Here is a 16,853-nt window from a genome sequence, read left to right on the forward strand (position 1 = left end):
AGAAAGAGATACTCAGGAATTTCAGGTTTTTATATACCTAAATTTTAGTATAAAAGATTACTATAAGTGATAGCTCCAATTCCTCCAAAACACATAGATAATGGAGGAACAGGAAGTGCAATTACCGCTATTAAATGACTCAGCCACTCGTGACAAGCGACACTACGCATCAGTCGCGCCTAAGAAATCACAAAATTACTTATTAAGCAATGGTCAACAATTAAATATTGTTAAGGGAGGTATCGCGTAATGGTTGCACAATTTCCCCATGAAACAGCGATCGCTTCCTTTGACATTCGCAATTTTCTTGACCAGCTAGAACCAGCCAAAGAGAAAAATAAATATATCTGCCCAGCCTGTGGTGGTCATAACTTAAGCGTCAACCCCAGTAACGGCAAATACAGTTGTTACAATGACTGCCTTCACCGAGATATTCGAGAAGCAATCAAGCCTTGGAGTGAGGTACTCGAAGAAAGAAAACTTGGGACTTACACACCACTACCCAGATTCAAGCCAGTTAAGGCGAAAAAACCAGCCTTCCCACCCAAGGTTTTAAATGTTGACCCATCACAGTTAAGGGTATGTAGGCTCAACGGTGATATCACCACGCCACAGCCTGTAACCCCTGATTTCGTTCCCAAATCCGTTGCCATCAGGCTATCGGATTCGGGAGCCACAGCAGAGGAATTAAAAGAAATTACAGTGGTTGAATACGACTATAGCAACGGGCGAAAAGCTCACAGATTTTCCTGTCAGAGTGCTGCTGTCCCCAAAGGCAGGGTCAAAACATTCTCCGTCAGCCGAATTGACCCCATAACTAATAAGATTACCTGGAAGAAAGAAGGAAAATGGCCAGCTTACAGACAAGATGAAGCGATCGCCATCATTAAAGCCACAGATGGCATCCCCATACTGCTGGCCCATGAAGGTGAAAAATGCGTCGAAGCCAGCCGATTACAAAACTTAGCCAGCATTACTTGGGTAGGCAGCAGTTCTGACGGTGACATACTCCATTCATTAACCCAAATCCAGCACAGTACAGGTAAAGATTTTTTACTGGCTTACTGCACTGATAATGACGAAACTGGCTGGAAGAAACAACAGCGAATCAAAGAGATTTGTCACCAAGCCGGAGTAAATTTTGTTGCCATCGACTTGCTAAGAATTCAACCCAGCCTGCAAGATAAAGGAGACATAGCAGACATTTTTGAGTCAGGCATGACAGGCGATGAATTAGTAGAGCTACTACTTCAGCAGATTGCAGAAGTTACAGCCCAACAGCAACAACAACTAGCCCAAAACACAATAGATGTTGCGGATTTGGACTCCGAGCCGGACAGCACATTCCTACAAAAAGGTTTTAACACCCTTTACGGCGAAACAAAATGGATCTGTGCCGATGGCAAGCTGTACTACTGGCATGGCAAAGGCTACAGACACTCACCCGATGCTGTTGAGCGTCGGCGGATCACCAATTATTGCAATTCCTATTCGGTCATCAAGAAAAACGGCGATAACTTTGTCATCACCTACCCCTACGCCAAACCCAACAAGGTCAAAGAGTTGCTGGAGTGGGTGAAGCTGCGAGTCGAAATTGACCCACAATTACTCAATCCACCAGGGGTTAACTGTACCAATGGCGTGTTAGCCATTGACTGGTCAGGTACTATACCAAAGCCTGTGTTAGAAGAACACGACCCAGACAAGCACTTCTATACTTATGAGCCATTGGTGAAATATGACCCCAAAGCTGACTCCTGGCATTGCGATCGCCTGCTGGAATGTCTAGATGAACCACAACAGCAAATCTTATTAAGGAACTTGGGGGCGAGTCTTGATTTATTGGAAGTTCGCAAGCGTCGCGGACGAGAAACAAAGGTCATACTGGCTTGCGGATTGGGTGCAAACGGTAAGGATTCCATTAGACAGGTAGTATCTACTATTTTCGGTCATCAAGGTATGACCAGCTGTTCCCTAGCTGACTTTGTGGCTTACGATGAAGGGCGGAAATTTGCCTTAGCTCCCCTGGTCAACAGTCGGGTGAATTGGGCATCAGAAAACCCACAAACCACACGACTCGATAAAATTCAATCGCTGAAGCTATTTGCTACTGGTAACGTCTTACACTCAGAACGCAAAGGCAAAGACCACATCGAATTTGACCCCAGAGCCATCGGCATCTTTAACTTGAATGACACCCCGCCATTGCACGGCACAATTCAAGCCACTATCGACCGCATCACCGCCCTGCTGTTCCGCAAAACATTTAAGACCAATCCTGACCCAAATAACCCCGATGAGTTACTAGCTGACCCCCGGTTCGCTTATGACGTGGATTTCGTGCGTGAATGCGTTGCCCCAGCGTTTTTAAATAAAATGATTGCTGGACTACAGGCATTAATCGTTGAGGGCATTGACTACAGCTGTACTCAGCAAGCCTTGGAGGAGATTCAGGCAGAAAATTCACACCTGTTCCAATTCTGTAAGGACACAGGGCTGGCTTATAACCCTTCGGGTATTGTCACTGCTTTTGATATCTGGCAACGTCTAGAGGATTGGTACATTGACAACGGTACTTTGTCATTTGAAGAATCTAGCAATGGCAAGGTGAAAGCCATTTGGCAGGAACAGTCCAAGCCCAGCGATAAAACAGTCAAGGCGATTAACCAAGCCCTACCCAGAATTAAAGCATTATTCCCCAAAGCCAAATTAACCACTGTTCCTCACCCATCGGGTAAGCGGAAATTACAAGCACTGCAAGGAATTAGTTTTGATAATGTGCCAATGTCAATAACTGGCACACCCATAGCAATAAGGGAAAATTCCACACCAAATTCCACATCAAATCCACACCAACAAAGCCAGATAAATCAAGACTTCCACACCAACCACACCAGTTATGAGGGGTCGGATGAAAAAAATCTGTGGGGTCAACAAAAACCCGATCTAGATCAACAACCAAAATCAAATATCAATGTCAATGTCGATTCGGCTGATCAAGATTGGGATGGGAATGAGAAGCCAAAATCAGATATCAATCCCAATGTTGATTGTGATCATGAATTAGAGGTGGACAAACTGGTGTGGTCGGTGTGCGATGAAGTGGCAGCAAGCACTCCAGCCGATTCAACTGGTGTGGAGACTGCTGTGCCATCCGAGCTTATTGCTATGCCAGAGAGCTTATTGACAACAGAATCAGGCCAGCAGTCGAGCGATGGTGCTGACGGGGCTTGTCCACAAGATGATGCAGCAGCGTCACAACAACCAGTCAATGGTCAACCCTGTGAAAAGCCAAAATCTGCTAAACCCCTATTTACAAATGAAACAGAGGAACTAATCTCTAATGTGGAACTGATTAGGGAGTGTATTGCGGAGCAATCCTGGGACATGATTGAGCAATTAGCATCAGTCTGGACTAAAGAATATAAATCTGCTGTTTGGAAACAGTTGACTCCTGAAGAACGTTCAAAAGTGAATGCAATAAAAGCCCGTAACCAAACTTCAGGCTAAATTGTCAGCAGAAAAATGGTGAAATTTTGGACTAAGAAGTTGAACTATGGACACAAACGAACAACAAATCCTCTGTTCATGGGAGCTAAATGCCAAACCGTGGATGCGTGTAGTTCAACAAAAGCTTTTAGAAAGCCGCGTTTTGGTCACAGACAAAGCGATTATAGAAGCCATAGTTGAGCTAAAACCACAAACGTTTTTAGATATAGGGTGTGGTGAAGGTTGGTTGTGTCGGGAACTATGGTCGCGTGGGTTTGACGGCTGGGGAGTGGATGGCATTGCCCAAATGGTCGAAACAGCACTCGGCAATGGTGATGACCGCTTTGTAGTTAGTTCCTATCGTGATTTGCCTTCACAGAGATTTGGCAGCATACAACAATTTGACTGCTTTATCTGTAATTTTTCCATTCTGGGAGAAGATACCCTGGCTGAGATAGCTCATGCGGGTCAAAGCCTGTTAAAACCCAAGGGCAAAATAATCATTCAAACACTTCACCCTCATATCGCTTGTGGTGAGCAGCCATACCAAAACGGGTGGCGTGAGACTTCATGGCTGGGAATAGGAAATGAAGAGTTTCATCCGGCTCCCTGGTACTTTAGAACAGTCGAGTCATGGATTGGGGAATTTCATCTCAGGAATTACAGATTACTGAGGTTAATGGAACCAACTCACCCAAAGACCAACAAGCCAGCCTCAATGTTATTCATCTTTGAACGATATTAGTACTACAAAAACCTCAGAGTGCGAAATGCCCAAACAGATAGTTGAGGTTGAATTAAAATCAACAGGTTAAGTAACGAGGTGTTAGTAATTTCTTAATCGCAATGTCAAATCCAGGTAGAGAAAGACTTTTGAGAGCCAGTGTTGTGTATCGCTGTTGCGAGGTCGAAGTTTAAATACAATTAACTGTTCCTATCCAGTTAATTGTGGTGAGAACACAGATTAAGCCTTGATACAAGAGAATACCATACTTGAGGTGCCGAAATTATATGAGTTTCTCGTTTACCAAATACGTGATTTATAGGGAGAAAGCCTGATGCTTCATCGACTAAATAAAGGTAGTTTGCAGGAAGATGACCTATGGGAGCTTCTATGTCAAAGGTTAAATCTTCGTAATAAATCCAATAGTTGTCCTCCCTCCAACCACAGCGATCTGCCAATATTTCTATATTATGTTGACCTTCATTCCAACTTCTCATTGTCATTATATTATCAATGATTTTTAGTCCACTTTCCTGCGCTATTTTCTTCTGAACGCTCAAACCAAAACGACCATCACTAAAATGTACCCATAAATAATCAACAGCCAGGATATCTTCGCAAGGAATAGATTGACAATATTGAAATATGCGTTGAGCAGGGATACTGAAAATTTCGTTGATACTGAACGAACTTGGCAAGTTTGTCCAAACAGCACTAAACAGATTACTTTGCTCTTGCCACATCAATATCTCTGTCGTTTCTTCATCAGCTTCTTTCCATTCTCTTGCTTCGAGATGGTTTGCGAGTTTTATATATCGTGAGGGAACTTGAGATACGTTTAACCAATTGCCATAGTACATAAAGCAGATTAAATGGTAACATTAAAATCTGTATAAAAATACGCATTAAAATGGGACGTTGAAGATGCTCCAAGGTTCTCAAATATCTTATAACTTTTTGTGTATGGGGATGATTTACTCCCAAAGTCTGTTCGTAGATTGCTAGAGCTTGCTGATATAAAGATTTAGCTTCGCTGTATCGCTTAATTGAATCATAAAATATAGCCAAATTTCGTTGGCTATCAGCCACATACGGGTGTGAATCTCCCAGCAATTGGACTCTAAGTGCTAAAGCTTGCTCGTAAAAATTTTTGGCTTCAGCATATCGCCCAGTAGCATGGTAAAGACCAGCCAAGTTATTGTAGCTAGTGGCAATATCAGGATGTAATTCCCCTAATAGTTGAATTCTCAGTGCTAGGGCTTTCTGTAACAAAGGTTCAGCTTCAGCATATCGTCCAGTGTAATAATACAGTTCAGCTATGTGGTTGAGGCAACCAGCAGTCTCAGTATGATACTCTCCTTGTACGCGAATCCTCAGTGCTAGAACTTGTTCTAACAAAGGTTCAGCTTCTGTGTATCGTCCTTGGAAACAGAACAGAAATGCTAAATTGTTGAGGCAAGTGATAGTATGAGGATGTAACTCCCCCAAAAGATTTTTGAAAATTACAAAAACTTGCTGATACAATGTTTCTGCTTCAGCATATCGCCCAGTCTCTTGATAAATTATAGCGAGGCTGTTGTAGCTACTGGCAGTATCCCGATGAGATTCTCCTAGTAGGCGAATTCTTAGTGCTAGGGCTTTCTGTAATAAAGGTTCAGCTTCAGCATAGCGCCCCATCGTATGGTACAGTGATGCCAAATTATTGAAATCATCAGCTACAGATGGGTGTTCCTCTCCTAGCAAAAGTCTATCAAGTGACAGAGCTTGCTGATAAAGTTTTTCAGCTTGAGCATACTGCGCGATAGAGTGATAAAGTTTAGCCAAGTCACTAAGGTTAGAGGCTACATCTGGGTGTTCCTCTCCCAGTAAGTGTATTCTCATTTCTAGTGCTTTTTGATACAAATCTTCAGCCTGAGCGTATCGGTTCATGGAAGAATAGAGATTAGCAAGATTATTAAGGCTAGTTGCTATATTGGGGTGTTCTTCTCCCAAGACAAGTCTGGCAATATTTAGTCCTTGCTTAAATAGTGGTTCAGCTTCGGTGTAACGCCCAGTAAAATAGTATATTAATGCTAGATGATTGAGAATTGCGCCAACATCAAGATGTTCCTCGCCCAGCAAGCGTCTTTTTAGTTCCAGTGCTTGCTGATACAATTCTTCAGCTTCTCTATACCGCCCTTGGTCTTTGTAGAGTGCTGCCAGCCTTGTCAAGCTTTCAGCTAGGTCAGGATGATCACTATTAAACAGGCGCTGTCTCATCTCCAAAGCTTGTTTATATAGTGTTTCAGCTTCCCCATACCGCCCTTGGTGATGATAGATTGCTGCCAGACCTGTCAAGCTTTCAGCTACGGCAGGATGATCACTATTAAACAGGCGCTGTCTCATCTCCAAAGCTTGTTTATATAGTGTTTCAGCTTCCCCATACCGCCCTTGGTGATGATAGATTGCTGCTAAATCCTTCAAACTACTACCTACACTTGGATGGTCGCCATGAAACACGCGCTTTCTTATTTCTAGTGCTTCAATGCAGAGGTGTTCAGCTTCGCTATAGTCTCCTTTTGTTACATAAATTCCTGTTAAATTGCTTAAGCTAGTAGCTACGTCGGGATGGTCGCCTGGAAATAGGCGTTTCATCATTGCTAGTGATTCACTGTAAAAAGATTCGGCTTCGGAGTAACGTCCTTGGTTGCTGTAGAGTAAAGCTAAATTATTCAAGCTAGTAGCTACGTCGGGATGGTCGCCGGAAAATAGGCGTTTCCTCATCTCGAAAGCTTTGATGTGGAGGGATTCAGCTTCGGTGTATCGCCCTTGATTATTGTGAAGTAAGGCTAAGTTGTCCAATATAGTAGCTTTAAAGTCATGGTCGCCTGGAAACCGACGCTGTTTCATCTCCAGTGCTTTAGTATAGAGGGTTTCGGCTTCACTGTACCTACCTTGGCTATGGTATAATGATGCTAGATTGCTTAAACTAACAGCCAAATCATCATCGGATAGCTTACCATTACACCACAAGCGATTTTTTATCTCTAGTGATTGAATGAAAAGGGGTTCGGCTTCTGTATCGCGGCCTTGTTTGTTGTAGAGTAAGGCTAAACTGTTTAAACTGTTAGCCACTTCAATAGAATCGCCAGAAAAAAGATTCTGGCAAACCCGCACACGTTCCTTACACCAAGGTTCTGCTAATTTATATAATCCTTGTCTAGAGTAAAAATTGTATAAACCAAAAAGTATTATAAGTAAATTTTGATCGCTATTAATTAGATATTGTGCCACCTCTTCTAAGTGTGGGATAGCATCTTTTACAGATTTATTTAATTTCTGTATTGGCAAATTAGGAATATCTCTAGCAATGGCTACAAAAATTTCTACAAAAGCCTGTTTTAAATCATCGACTCGTTCTGACGCTGCGACTTTGACTTTCAAAAATTCTCGAATTAAGGGATGAATTTTGTAATGACCATCTTGGCCTACTAAACGTTGCATTAAATGAAGCTTATAAAGTTGAGTTTTTGCTTGATTTACATCTTCTTTTAGCCAACCAAGAGAGTGATGCTGACTAATAAATTCCACCAAGTGCCAAGGTATGACATCTGGGGCAAATAGGCTCAACAATTCACCTAGATTTTGTGTTTTTTGATTAAGTTCAAGCCAATTTAATTCAAACGCTGCTTTTACTCCCCGCTTGGCTGTTATGTCTGCATCTTGTAATTGTTCCTCTGATAGATCAATGGCATTATCTTGTAATGCCTGGGCTTTCAAACGCTGTAATATTTCTGATAAAGATAAGTCAGGATCTTCTACTAAATACCGTCCTACCAACTCCAAACCTAGAGGTAAATAACCCAGCCACGCACACAACTCTTCTGCTACTTGGAATTCCTGCTGCACTCGTTGGTCTTGTTCGCCTAAAACACCTATCAACAGTTTTAAAGCATCCTCTTTTGGCAACACATCTAGTGAGATTTCCACAAAATTGGTGTCTAATCGTCGTAGGCGTGTTGTCATCAAAATTCGGAAACGATTAGCTTTTGGTAGTACCTTTTGACAACTTTTCCAAGAAGTGACATCATCCAATATTACCAACACCAAACCTTCTGCTGGTCGCCAGTTCTGCCAGCACCACTCCACCTGTTGTTCTAGACTAAGTTGTCGTCCTTGCAACTCCTGCGGCACTTCCAAATTCATGAAAAGCTGGGTAAACTGCACAATCTCCGCAGCTAAATTTGAGTCTCTAGCATTTAACCAGCAAATTCCACCAGAATAATCGGCTTCATGTTGACGTGCATATCTGACCGCTAATTCGGTTTTGCCAACTCCACCCATACCAGAGACAGCAGAAATTGCTACTACATTTGGTTTTTGTAACTTTTCACTCAGTTGACTGAGTTCATCCTCTCTACCAACAAAGTTATTTGAGCCGGAATATGGAATATTATTCGGAGGGTTTTGTTTACCTTGCTCAAAGATGAAGGTATTGCCTACAATATTCTGCTCTCCGCCTTTAATATTTATTCCTTGCCAATTTTCACTAGTCATTTGCTGCTAAATTTGAAGGTATTGTTTTTGATAGTTGGCTCTCCGCCTTTAATATTTATTCCTTGCCAATTTTCAATCACAGTTGTTAATTGCTTTTCTAATTGGGGATTCTCGGTTACAGCTTGATTGATATCATTTCCTAAAGCTTCTACTGCTGCTTTAATTTCTGGGTCTGTGGCTGCTGCCTTTTTCACTTCTTCTACCAAAACAGCTTCGCCAATATCCTTTCGTTCGCCTGGAGGTAAGGTGGCGTTTTCCTTTGCTACTATTAAAGCTTTGGCTGTATCAGGCGATTTCTGCTTCAGGAGTTGCATCAGCCCTTCTGAAGCTATATCGAAGGTTTTGTCTGTAGACCAGTCAATAATTTTACCCACTACCCAAGTTGTGAAAGCGATCGCACCAGCAGTTAATGGCTCCATCTACTACCTCTTAAGCGCGGTATTATATTTTATTATTACCACATAGTTTTTGGTCTAAATTACACAATTAATTAAAAAAATCTCTAGTTAGCTTATTATTTAGACTCATCGATTTATGTAGCATTCCACTTTTGGGCTCCAACGTGTAATGCAGACTCAGTTTTCAAACCATTTAAAGACTCAAATCATCATCCTGTTCCCGTCGTTGCTGCTGGCGTAACTGCCGCCCATAATCAATAAGTTGCTGATTCCAATCAGCCGCCTTGCACAACAGCCGAGTAGCCTGTGGCAGTAGTTCTTTTACTGCCCGTGCAGCTGCATCACCAGCAACATCTGGGTCAAAAGCCACCTGCACATTAGGGATATGCCGCAATTGCTCTACAGGTAAACTGTTGGGGCTATCAACTGCCATGTACAGCGTTCTCGTGGGTGGCACGTCGCCTCTAACTTGATACTCCAGCATTGCTATTGACATAGCATCGATGGGCGAGGAACATAGCACCAGTTTCTCAGGTGGGTCAGTTGGTTGTCCGCCCAGGTGGAAGTAAAACCAACCCTCACGTCGCTTAGTCCCTTTCTCATAACCCTTAAAACTGTTGTTTTCGCCCCTTGTCCCACGCAGAAATGCACCTTTAGCATGGGGCAAATCGCCAAGATTCCGCATCACGAACACAGCATTTTGCTGGTCATCAGCATAAACTAGCCCCCGTTCGTGGAGAGCTTGAACCAGATTTTCCTCTATTCCCCGTTTCTGGGTGAGGTAGTCAGAGACTAACTGCCATTTGGCTTTATCCTCAACTGGTAGCCGAAATTGCGGACGTGGTTCAGACTGGATAATCTCACTTGTCGCATTCCTGGCGTGAGCGATCGCTGCTCTTTCTGCTCCAGCTTCCCCGAATCGGTCACTAAGCCAAGCGATCGCCTGTCGAAAATTACAAGAGTTAACGTGCATCACCAAATCAATTGCACCACCGCCGCCCTTCTGTTGTTCGGGTGAAAAATCGTAGAACTTCGACCCATCTATATTAATGATGTGACCATGACCTTTCCACCGTCCTTGGTCATGATGTAGCCCCAACTCCCAAGCGACATCCTCTAGGGGTAAGTCACGCAGTTGACTGGTTGATTCCAACAGTTGCACCTGTTTTTCAAGTTGCTGCCGTTCCTTTTCACTATCTCTGGCTCGTTGCTCGGCACGGGATAGCCGTTGCGCCATGAAAGCGCGGTCAGCCAATTGATGGTTAATAGTTTGAAAATCGTCACTCTGCTGAATCCGGGCAACGTAAGCCCTAGCTGGTTCCAAAGGTAAGGGTGCTAATTGTTGATTTGACCAAACGTTGCTTAATGGTTCGCTGTTAACGGCTTGGTAATACTCTTTTACTTTCGTGTGAGTTGCCTTGCTGCCCTTGACTCCCCGTTGGATGCCCAAAGGAGCGAGTGCTTCTGCATAACTGTCTTGGAGTTTGGACAGTTTAATGCTGGCAGCCCGACCATCACCGCCAAACATTTCTTTATGGCTCAGTTGTTTGGTTTTGTCGTTGATGGGTACAACGTAAGCATGAATGTGGGGAGTAGCTTCGTCCAAATGCAATTCTGCCCTGACGCACTTATCACCATAGTTTTCTTTTAACCAAAAGTAAGAAGCAGTGGCGAAATCGGCCATGCGCTTATCGTCCCACTCACCAGCCTTTGACGGGTCATGAGGGCGGAAATATTCAGGCGATGCCGACAAGAAAATCTCACTACACAGCACGGCATCCTTACGCGGTTTGTGTTTAGTGGTGCTGGCTATCTTGGTTTTTACCAGTTCTTCGAGTGGTGTACCGTCCTCCATACCAATCAGTCTGATATTTTTTTTAGTGGTGTCAGCGTTTGGGGTATCTTGTAAACGGGCGGTATGCTTTTCGCTACCCCCAACATTGCCAAAAGACTTGAGTTTTTCAACGCGCAGAATTGCTAAAGCCGCCATTGATTTTCTCTCGAATTTTACAGTTGTGCCAAAGTTGTGCAAACTCCCCGCAGGGGCGAACGTAACTTCTGCGTTCTGAGCGTAGCGAGGAATGGGCGCAGCCCACCCGCAGGGCGCGGAAGTGTAGTGAGTACACCTCCATATTAGTACCCCCATCCCAAAGCTTTCTGCTACCGCCCATCCATCGCCATCAATCGAAAGCCATTGGTGCAATCTAAGAGCTAAAATTGCACAGTTCTGCACAGAATTAGCACAATTCGGTACGGCTAATTTGGCACTTTTGGTCATGAAGATGCACAAGTTTTGGTCGAAAACTGTGCAAAAACTGTGCAGAATTAGCACTATATAAGTGCTGATTTGCACATCTTTTGTGCTGCTCTAAAACCAGCAAATTAACCAGCTATTAGCATGACTGACATTGAGCAACAGCGACGGTCTTAGTAAGCCGCAAACCCTGATGATTCAAGCTAAAATCAACTTTTATATAGAAGGTTGGAGCTTAGGAGTCAGCCCCAAACCTGAACAAAAACTGTGGGCGGAATGGAATAAACCAGTGGTGTTAGGTGATGGGAGCTGCTGCTTTTGGTAAAAGTGAAAGCCAGAAAGAACTCAAATATAGAAAGTGCTGGCTGTTCTTGGTGGCTCTCATTGAACTAAACAATATTTGGAATTACAGATTTTCTTGCTCAAGTAGTGACTCAATTGAAACCGATTTTTTGAAGTACGTTTGCAACATCGCCAGATTACGTATTCTCAATAAGACCCTGGCTTATTGAGAATGAAACCGGGGTAGTAAAGTGGCTGAAACTTTGTAGAGGCAAGGGTTTCAGTCCAAAAATCTCTAGATTGCTGGTGTCTCTTGGGACATAAATAAGGTCATTTTTCGAGTTTTGGTTGTCCCTCAAGAAAATCATGAAACCTTGATATTTGGAGATTGACCTTGTAAAAAGATGCCCCTGGGGACAAAAAAACCGCTATTTTTGGGTTTTTGGTTGCCCCCTTGGGGAAAGTGATTTTTATTACAAAATCACTATTTAAAACACACAAAAATCGATATAGTTTTAGGAGTTTTTAGTCATGACAGAGTTAGAGCAAAGAAGAATTGTCATTAAGCGCCCGAAGGATAGTTTAGATGAAAAGGTGATGAGCTATTTAAGGTCATGCTTTTATGCAAAAAAAATTGGGATAACAGATTTCTTTTGTTCAAGCAGTTCTATATTGAAATCAGTTTTTTGAAGTATGTTTGCAACATTGAGGTATTATTCAGCCTCAATCAACTCATTTACTGCACTGCCTGTTAAATTACGCCGCTTTAATTTCTTTCATGGCGCTATAGCGTCAGCCATTTCACTCTCACCTTGTTAAGATAACTTATCCCCAAAAAATCCAATTTTTAGCCCAAAACGCCCTTCAAAAATGGCTCTTATTTGCAATAGCAAAAATAACCATAGTAAGTATGGTTATTTTATTCTGCCACCGCAGAATTGTTGACAGCCATTGACTGCCGTTTCCCTGTGACTGCCTTTGAGCAGTCTTTGAGTTGCGATTTGAGATGCTCTAGAGCAGTCATAGCGCAGTTGTAGAACAGCCTACGACTAGTCGTAGAACAGTCCGAGAAAATAGTAATCTGGTATACAATTGAGAGAATTAAAAACCCACTAATTACATAGACTTAGTGGTGATTATGACTGAGCTTATCAAGGGAAGAATCACTATTGTAGTTCAATTGTAGTGCGTTGGTAGTAAACCGAGTGGCTGTGAACGCGATTTTGTTCTGATGATGCTGTTGAGTCAAAAAAACGGGCAAAACTTTTTTGCGTAATCTGAAGATGATATTTCAGCCGCGCATTAAAATTGTGGTCAACCTGACTGCTTGATAAAATTCAGTAGCTAAAAATTTTCGTTGATGATGAGCCAGGGGGCGAGGTATGCAAGTAAAGAGCGAAGTCACAATTAAATTTAGCGGTGAATTACCAGTCGCTACACCAGCAGCCAACAAGAAAGTTGAAGTCTCACTAACTGACCAGAACGGCATAGTCTTTACTGCTCAAGTTAATGCAAAAAGCTGGCGGAAGGCTGAAACCAACACATCTGAGTTTACGGACTGGGCAGGTGCTATATCGGGGAAGCTTGGACAACGAACCGAAAATGGGTTTGAGGTGATTGATGCCGGAATCCAGATTTTTGAAAAAAAATTGAAAGAGCCTAAACCAGAAGAAGGTGCTGTTGTAGCTGAAGCTGGTGCAAGTTCATAGGCGTGTCTCAAGCATTCATGAGTAAATTTCTACCTCTGCAAATGTCTCATTGCAGAGGTAGAAGTATTTTTAATTGCAGATTCAACGAAATCCTAAATTGGTGTAATATCCGTTACCATCAATCAAAAATTAAGAAACGCTTGTGATCTCAAAATCGTAGATGGCAGATCACAAGCGATTAGGATAGGTACGAACGTTTCACTTCCAGCATTGCATCCAAGATAGAATCAATGTTCGGTTCTAAGTGAACTAAGTTTAATCAACTGAAGGCGAATGAGCTGATATCAATTTACAGGATGCCCCAAAAATGGAGAAAGCCTTGACCTGAAAAAACTTCAATCACAACGATAGATAAAAAACCAATCATTGCAAAACGACCGTTCCAATTTTCACTATCAGTAGTGAACCCAAAACGCAAAGCATTTGGATCGTCGGAAACAGTAGGTTTAGGATTCTTAAAACCTGACATAAACAAAACTCCAATGTATTGCGTTGTACAGTTGCCACTGTATGTAACGTAATGTAACAGACTTTTAAGATAATGCAACATTCAGTGCAAATAAAGGTGTCAGGAGTCACTGTGCCATTTAGGGAAAAAGTACGTGCGTGGAATCGAGTGAGCCACAACCGGACAAGAAAGGTGGAACAGCACCACTAAAATCACTGCCCAATGGGGCGCAAGTAAAAACAGATGAATATATTAAAGTATTAGACCTTTATGGTATTAGTCAATTAGAGGTTCTTACTTTTACAACCTTGAGGAGTCGGGCTATTTGTCTAAATGTATAGACATATTAAAGTATTAGACCTTTATGGTATTAGTCAATTAGAGGTTCTTACTTTTACAACCTTGAGGAGTCGGGCTATTTGTCTAAATGTATAGACATATTAAAGTATTAGACCTTTATGGTATTAGTCAATTAGAGGTTCTTACTTTTACAACCTTGAGGAGTCGGGCTATTTGTCTAAATGTATAGACATATTAAAGTATTAGACCTTTATGGTATTAGTCAATTAGAGGTTCTTACTTTTACAACCTTGAGGAGTCGGGCTATTTGTCTAAATGTATAGACATATTAAAGTATTAGACCTTTATGCTATAAACTCATTAACGCTTTAACCTTTAAAAAGTGATCGTTATTAGTGTATTCAACTTTAAAGGTGGGACAGGTAAAAGCTCCACCACCCTAAACTTAGGGGCATTTCTAGCATCTCCCAAACGCAAAACCTTACTAATTGATTTAGATGGACAGCGTACTCTCTCGTTCGGTTTGGGCATGGATGGTCAACAGCCAACAACTCTAGACTGGCTAACTGAGGGGGAAACAGTCACACCTACCGAAACCAAAATTAAACACCTTTATCTGATTCCAGGTGACATAGGTATGTTTCGCCTAACATCATCTGATAACTTGTTTATTCCAGCACTTTCACAGCTTAGAGGGTTTGATGTAGTTTTAATGGACTGCCCACCTGGGCTATCGGTAGCATCAGTGCAAGCTATCCTCAGCAGCTCACGCATTCTTATCCCCACAATGAATGAACCAGCTTCCTTGAAAGGACTTTCGGAAGCTGTGGAATTAATTCGAGGAGAAAGGGCAGATATTCCCATTGATGTTGTTAGAACTCGGTATAAGCCCCGGTTAGTTCTGACCAAAGAAGCTGATGATTTGTTAATTGAGGCGGCGGTAGAGTTAGGTTATCGACTTTTACACACAACAATCCCTGATAACATAGCCGTTGCTGAATCTATCGCAGTGCAACAACCAATCTTGACTTATGCGCCCAAGTCCAGTGGTGCTAGAGCTTACCAGTCTTTGGCTAAAGAATGCACCAAATATTGGGGGACTAAATGACAAGAAAGAAAATGTCTGGCATGAAATTAAGCCAATTTTCTGGAATTAAAAGCCAAACAGAGCCAGAAATTACCTCTCCTCCCACTGAAGTAGAACCAACTTATCCACCAGTTGAGAAAATGCCTGTAACCTCCCCAACTCAAGACCCAGTATTGTCAGCCCCTACTGCATCATCAACCTCTGAGCCAGTAGTTAAGGAAAAACCTGTGACAATCAACATCAAAATTACTCGCACACAGCATGACTGGTTAACAGATACAGCCCGAACAGTACGAGACAACAACACAGAAGCAGTCCCTCCTGGTGAGCGAGTTTACCCACAACACCTAATAGGCGTTGCAATAGAACTATTGCTTTCTTGTAATATTGACTGGAGCCAAGTCAAGAATACTGAAGACCTCAAACGATTACTAAACCTATAAAATAATTAAAGCTTAATGAGCTTATCCTATTAAGGTCTAATACTATAAAGCTTTAAATCGTGTTCCTGTTTGCAGGCATCTTGGCGGCAATCCATATTGAAAACAGTGAATAACCTTACACCTGAAATCTAAGGCAACGCTTGACTACCCAAACTCAGAGGATCTAGCTGGCTATAGCGAACGGATTATGAAACTGCCTAACCCTGAACGCGCTATCGTTGAAACAGAGAAAATCGCCGGGTATTGTCTCAACCCAGAACATCCAGAAGGAAAGCACAAAGCGCGTGTATTTCAATCTGCACTAGACTTAAATTTAGATAATGTAGAAGAACTACAAACCCTACTTTTACAAGCAGTAGCTAATTATGATGCTATTCCCGGTAAAAGGAATTCATACGGTCAAAAATATATCATTGACTTTCCTGTTACTCGCGCCAACAAACAAGCAATAATTCAGAGTGTTTGGATAGTACGAAATGATGAAAACTTCCCCCGCCTAGTCACCTGTTATATACTCTAAGCACTGAGATAATGCCTATGAAATTATTAGATGTTGTTGCCCTAACCGAAGACCTACCAGAATTGGAATTGTATCGCGGTCAAGTAGGAACAATTGTAGATGAATACGAAAGAGGAGTCTTTGAAGTAGAATTCAGCGACTTAACAGGAAAAGCTTATGCAGTAGAAACTTTAAATGCTAGTCAACTAATGCTTTTATATCATCAACCAATTGGTGAAAGAACATTAGTGTAAATCTTTTATTAACTGAAGCAAAACCTCAGTTAAATCAACCACAATCAAGAGTTAATGGTTGCTAAAAGTTCTTTTTTTCTTTTCTCTAATTCAGATATTTTTCGGTTCAAACTTCGGATTTCTGTATTGATTTTTGATAATTCAGCTTTACACTTTTGAGTTTTTAAATAATCCGACCCATATTTTTCAATGACAAAATTTTCTACCTCATTCCTTAAGAGTTTAAAGCAGGGATTTCCATATAAAGTATTGTGCCGATATTGCAATTTTCCTGATTTGATAGCCTCAAGAATTTCTGCTAGATCAAGGTTAAATTCTTCAAGGGGCGACAAGCTCCCTAAAGTGCTTGCTGTATAAGCTCCATAGCCCTTAAACCTCGCTGATAATATGCTTGCTTATTGCGAATAGAACCGACCAGTTCCTCGACCCA

15 protein-coding genes are annotated in these 16,853 nt (G+C 42.0%); 9 read left to right on the forward strand and 6 right to left on the reverse strand.

Annotated elements, in window-relative coordinates:
* Positions 1–115 precede the first annotated feature (115 nt).
* The 3 genes from H6G79_RS37540 to H6G79_RS31750 are packed head-to-tail and all read left to right on the forward strand — an operon-like array spanning position 116 to position 4,234.
* Positions 116–250 (forward strand): hypothetical protein, encoded by a 135-nt coding sequence (locus H6G79_RS37540; protein ID WP_277877383.1) that lies wholly within the window; start codon positions 116–118, stop codon positions 248–250.
* Positions 250–3,510: a DUF5906 domain-containing protein gene (locus tag H6G79_RS31745; RefSeq protein WP_190594452.1), complete on the forward strand. Its 3,261-nt coding sequence runs from the start codon at positions 250–252 to the stop codon at positions 3,508–3,510. The genes H6G79_RS37540 and H6G79_RS31745 overlap by 1 nt, the downstream gene beginning before the upstream one ends.
* A 46-nt stretch (positions 3,511–3,556) precedes the next feature.
* A complete protein-coding gene (locus H6G79_RS31750; RefSeq protein ID WP_190594451.1) occupies positions 3,557–4,234 on the forward strand; it encodes a bifunctional 2-polyprenyl-6-hydroxyphenol methylase/3-demethylubiquinol 3-O-methyltransferase UbiG in 678 nt (225 codons plus the stop codon).
* Positions 4,235–4,431: 197 nt separating this feature from the next.
* Here H6G79_RS31750 and H6G79_RS31755 read toward each other — a convergent pair whose 3' ends face one another.
* From H6G79_RS31755 to mobV, 4 genes are all read right to left on the reverse strand, one after another.
* On the reverse strand, positions 4,432–5,073 hold the full coding sequence (locus H6G79_RS31755) for a GUN4 domain-containing protein (protein WP_242048671.1): 642 nt from the start codon (positions 5,071–5,073) through the stop codon (positions 4,432–4,434).
* Entirely contained in the window at positions 4,979–8,749 is a 3,771-nt protein-coding gene (locus H6G79_RS31760; RefSeq protein ID WP_190594449.1) for a tetratricopeptide repeat protein, read from the reverse strand. The genes H6G79_RS31755 and H6G79_RS31760 overlap by 95 nt, the downstream gene beginning before the upstream one ends.
* On the reverse strand, positions 8,746–9,168 hold the full coding sequence (locus tag H6G79_RS31765) for a hypothetical protein (protein WP_190594448.1): 423 nt from the start codon (positions 9,166–9,168) through the stop codon (positions 8,746–8,748). The genes H6G79_RS31760 and H6G79_RS31765 overlap by 4 nt, the downstream gene beginning before the upstream one ends.
* A 172-nt stretch (positions 9,169–9,340) precedes the next feature.
* Positions 9,341–11,137, reverse strand: coding sequence for a MobV family relaxase (mobV, locus tag H6G79_RS31770; protein ID WP_190594465.1), 1,797 nt, complete (start codon positions 11,135–11,137; stop codon positions 9,341–9,343).
* A gap of 418 nt (positions 11,138–11,555) precedes the next feature.
* Here mobV and H6G79_RS31775 point away from each other — a divergent pair, with 418 nt between their 5' ends.
* Positions 11,556–11,726, forward strand: coding sequence for a hypothetical protein (locus H6G79_RS31775; protein ID WP_190594447.1), 171 nt, complete (start codon positions 11,556–11,558; stop codon positions 11,724–11,726).
* Positions 11,727–13,065: 1,339 nt separating this feature from the next.
* Positions 13,066–13,392 carry a hypothetical protein gene (locus H6G79_RS31780; RefSeq protein WP_190594446.1) on the forward strand — a complete coding sequence of 109 codons (327 nt, stop codon included), beginning with the start codon at positions 13,066–13,068 and terminating at the stop codon, positions 13,390–13,392.
* A 289-nt stretch (positions 13,393–13,681) separates the two neighbouring features.
* Here the strand turns inward: H6G79_RS31780 and H6G79_RS31785 are convergent, their stop codons facing one another.
* Positions 13,682–13,861, reverse strand: coding sequence for a high light inducible protein (locus H6G79_RS31785; protein ID WP_096576280.1), 180 nt, complete (start codon positions 13,859–13,861; stop codon positions 13,682–13,684).
* 661 nt (positions 13,862–14,522) lie between these two features.
* On the opposite strand from H6G79_RS31785, the gene H6G79_RS31790 reads away from it, so the two are divergent.
* From H6G79_RS31790 to H6G79_RS31805, 4 genes are all read left to right on the forward strand, one after another.
* On the forward strand, positions 14,523–15,248 hold the full coding sequence (locus H6G79_RS31790) for a ParA family protein (RefSeq protein ID WP_190594445.1): 726 nt from the start codon (positions 14,523–14,525) through the stop codon (positions 15,246–15,248).
* Positions 15,245–15,670, forward strand: a complete 426-nt coding sequence (locus H6G79_RS31795) for a hypothetical protein (protein WP_190594444.1) — start codon at positions 15,245–15,247, stop codon at positions 15,668–15,670. Before H6G79_RS31790 ends, H6G79_RS31795 begins: the two co-directional genes overlap by 4 nt.
* A gap of 187 nt (positions 15,671–15,857) precedes the next feature.
* A complete protein-coding gene (locus H6G79_RS31800) occupies positions 15,858–16,190 on the forward strand; it encodes a DUF6883 domain-containing protein (protein WP_190594443.1) in 333 nt (110 codons plus the stop codon).
* 17 nt (positions 16,191–16,207) lie between these two features.
* Positions 16,208–16,423 carry a DUF4926 domain-containing protein gene (locus H6G79_RS31805; RefSeq protein ID WP_190594442.1) on the forward strand — a complete coding sequence of 72 codons (216 nt, stop codon included), beginning with the start codon at positions 16,208–16,210 and terminating at the stop codon, positions 16,421–16,423.
* A 44-nt stretch (positions 16,424–16,467) separates the two neighbouring features.
* Here the strand turns inward: H6G79_RS31805 and H6G79_RS31810 are convergent, their stop codons facing one another.
* Positions 16,468–16,755, reverse strand: coding sequence for a hypothetical protein (locus tag H6G79_RS31810; RefSeq protein WP_190594441.1), 288 nt, complete (start codon positions 16,753–16,755; stop codon positions 16,468–16,470).
* Positions 16,756–16,853: the final 98 nt, after the last annotated feature.

Origin of the sequence: Anabaena sp. FACHB-83 (genome assembly GCF_014697485.1) — a bacterium.
In the GTDB taxonomy this organism is placed as follows: domain Bacteria; phylum Cyanobacteriota; class Cyanobacteriia; order Cyanobacteriales; family Nostocaceae; genus Nostoc_B.

Coding starts and splice junctions, on each gene's coding strand:
- H6G79_RS31745 (WP_190594452.1), top strand. CDS start 250: ATGGTTGCACAATTTCCCCATGAAACAGCGATCGCTTCCTTTGACATT.
- H6G79_RS31750 (WP_190594451.1), top strand. CDS start 3,557: ATGGACACAAACGAACAACAAATCCTCTGTTCATGGGAGCTAAATGCC.
- H6G79_RS31755 (WP_242048671.1), bottom strand. CDS start 5,073: ATGTACTATGGCAATTGGTTAAACGTATCTCAAGTTCCCTCACGATAT.
- H6G79_RS31760 (WP_190594449.1), bottom strand. CDS start 8,749: ATGACTAGTGAAAATTGGCAAGGAATAAATATTAAAGGCGGAGAGCAG.
- H6G79_RS31765 (WP_190594448.1), bottom strand. CDS start 9,168: ATGGAGCCATTAACTGCTGGTGCGATCGCTTTCACAACTTGGGTAGTG.
- mobV (WP_190594465.1), bottom strand. CDS start 11,137: ATGGCGGCTTTAGCAATTCTGCGCGTTGAAAAACTCAAGTCTTTTGGC.
- H6G79_RS31780 (WP_190594446.1), top strand. CDS start 13,066: ATGCAAGTAAAGAGCGAAGTCACAATTAAATTTAGCGGTGAATTACCA.
- H6G79_RS31785 (WP_096576280.1), bottom strand. CDS start 13,861: ATGTCAGGTTTTAAGAATCCTAAACCTACTGTTTCCGACGATCCAAAT.
- H6G79_RS31795 (WP_190594444.1), top strand. CDS start 15,245: ATGACAAGAAAGAAAATGTCTGGCATGAAATTAAGCCAATTTTCTGGA.
- H6G79_RS31800 (WP_190594443.1), top strand. CDS start 15,858: ATGAAACTGCCTAACCCTGAACGCGCTATCGTTGAAACAGAGAAAATC.
- H6G79_RS31805 (WP_190594442.1), top strand. CDS start 16,208: ATGAAATTATTAGATGTTGTTGCCCTAACCGAAGACCTACCAGAATTG.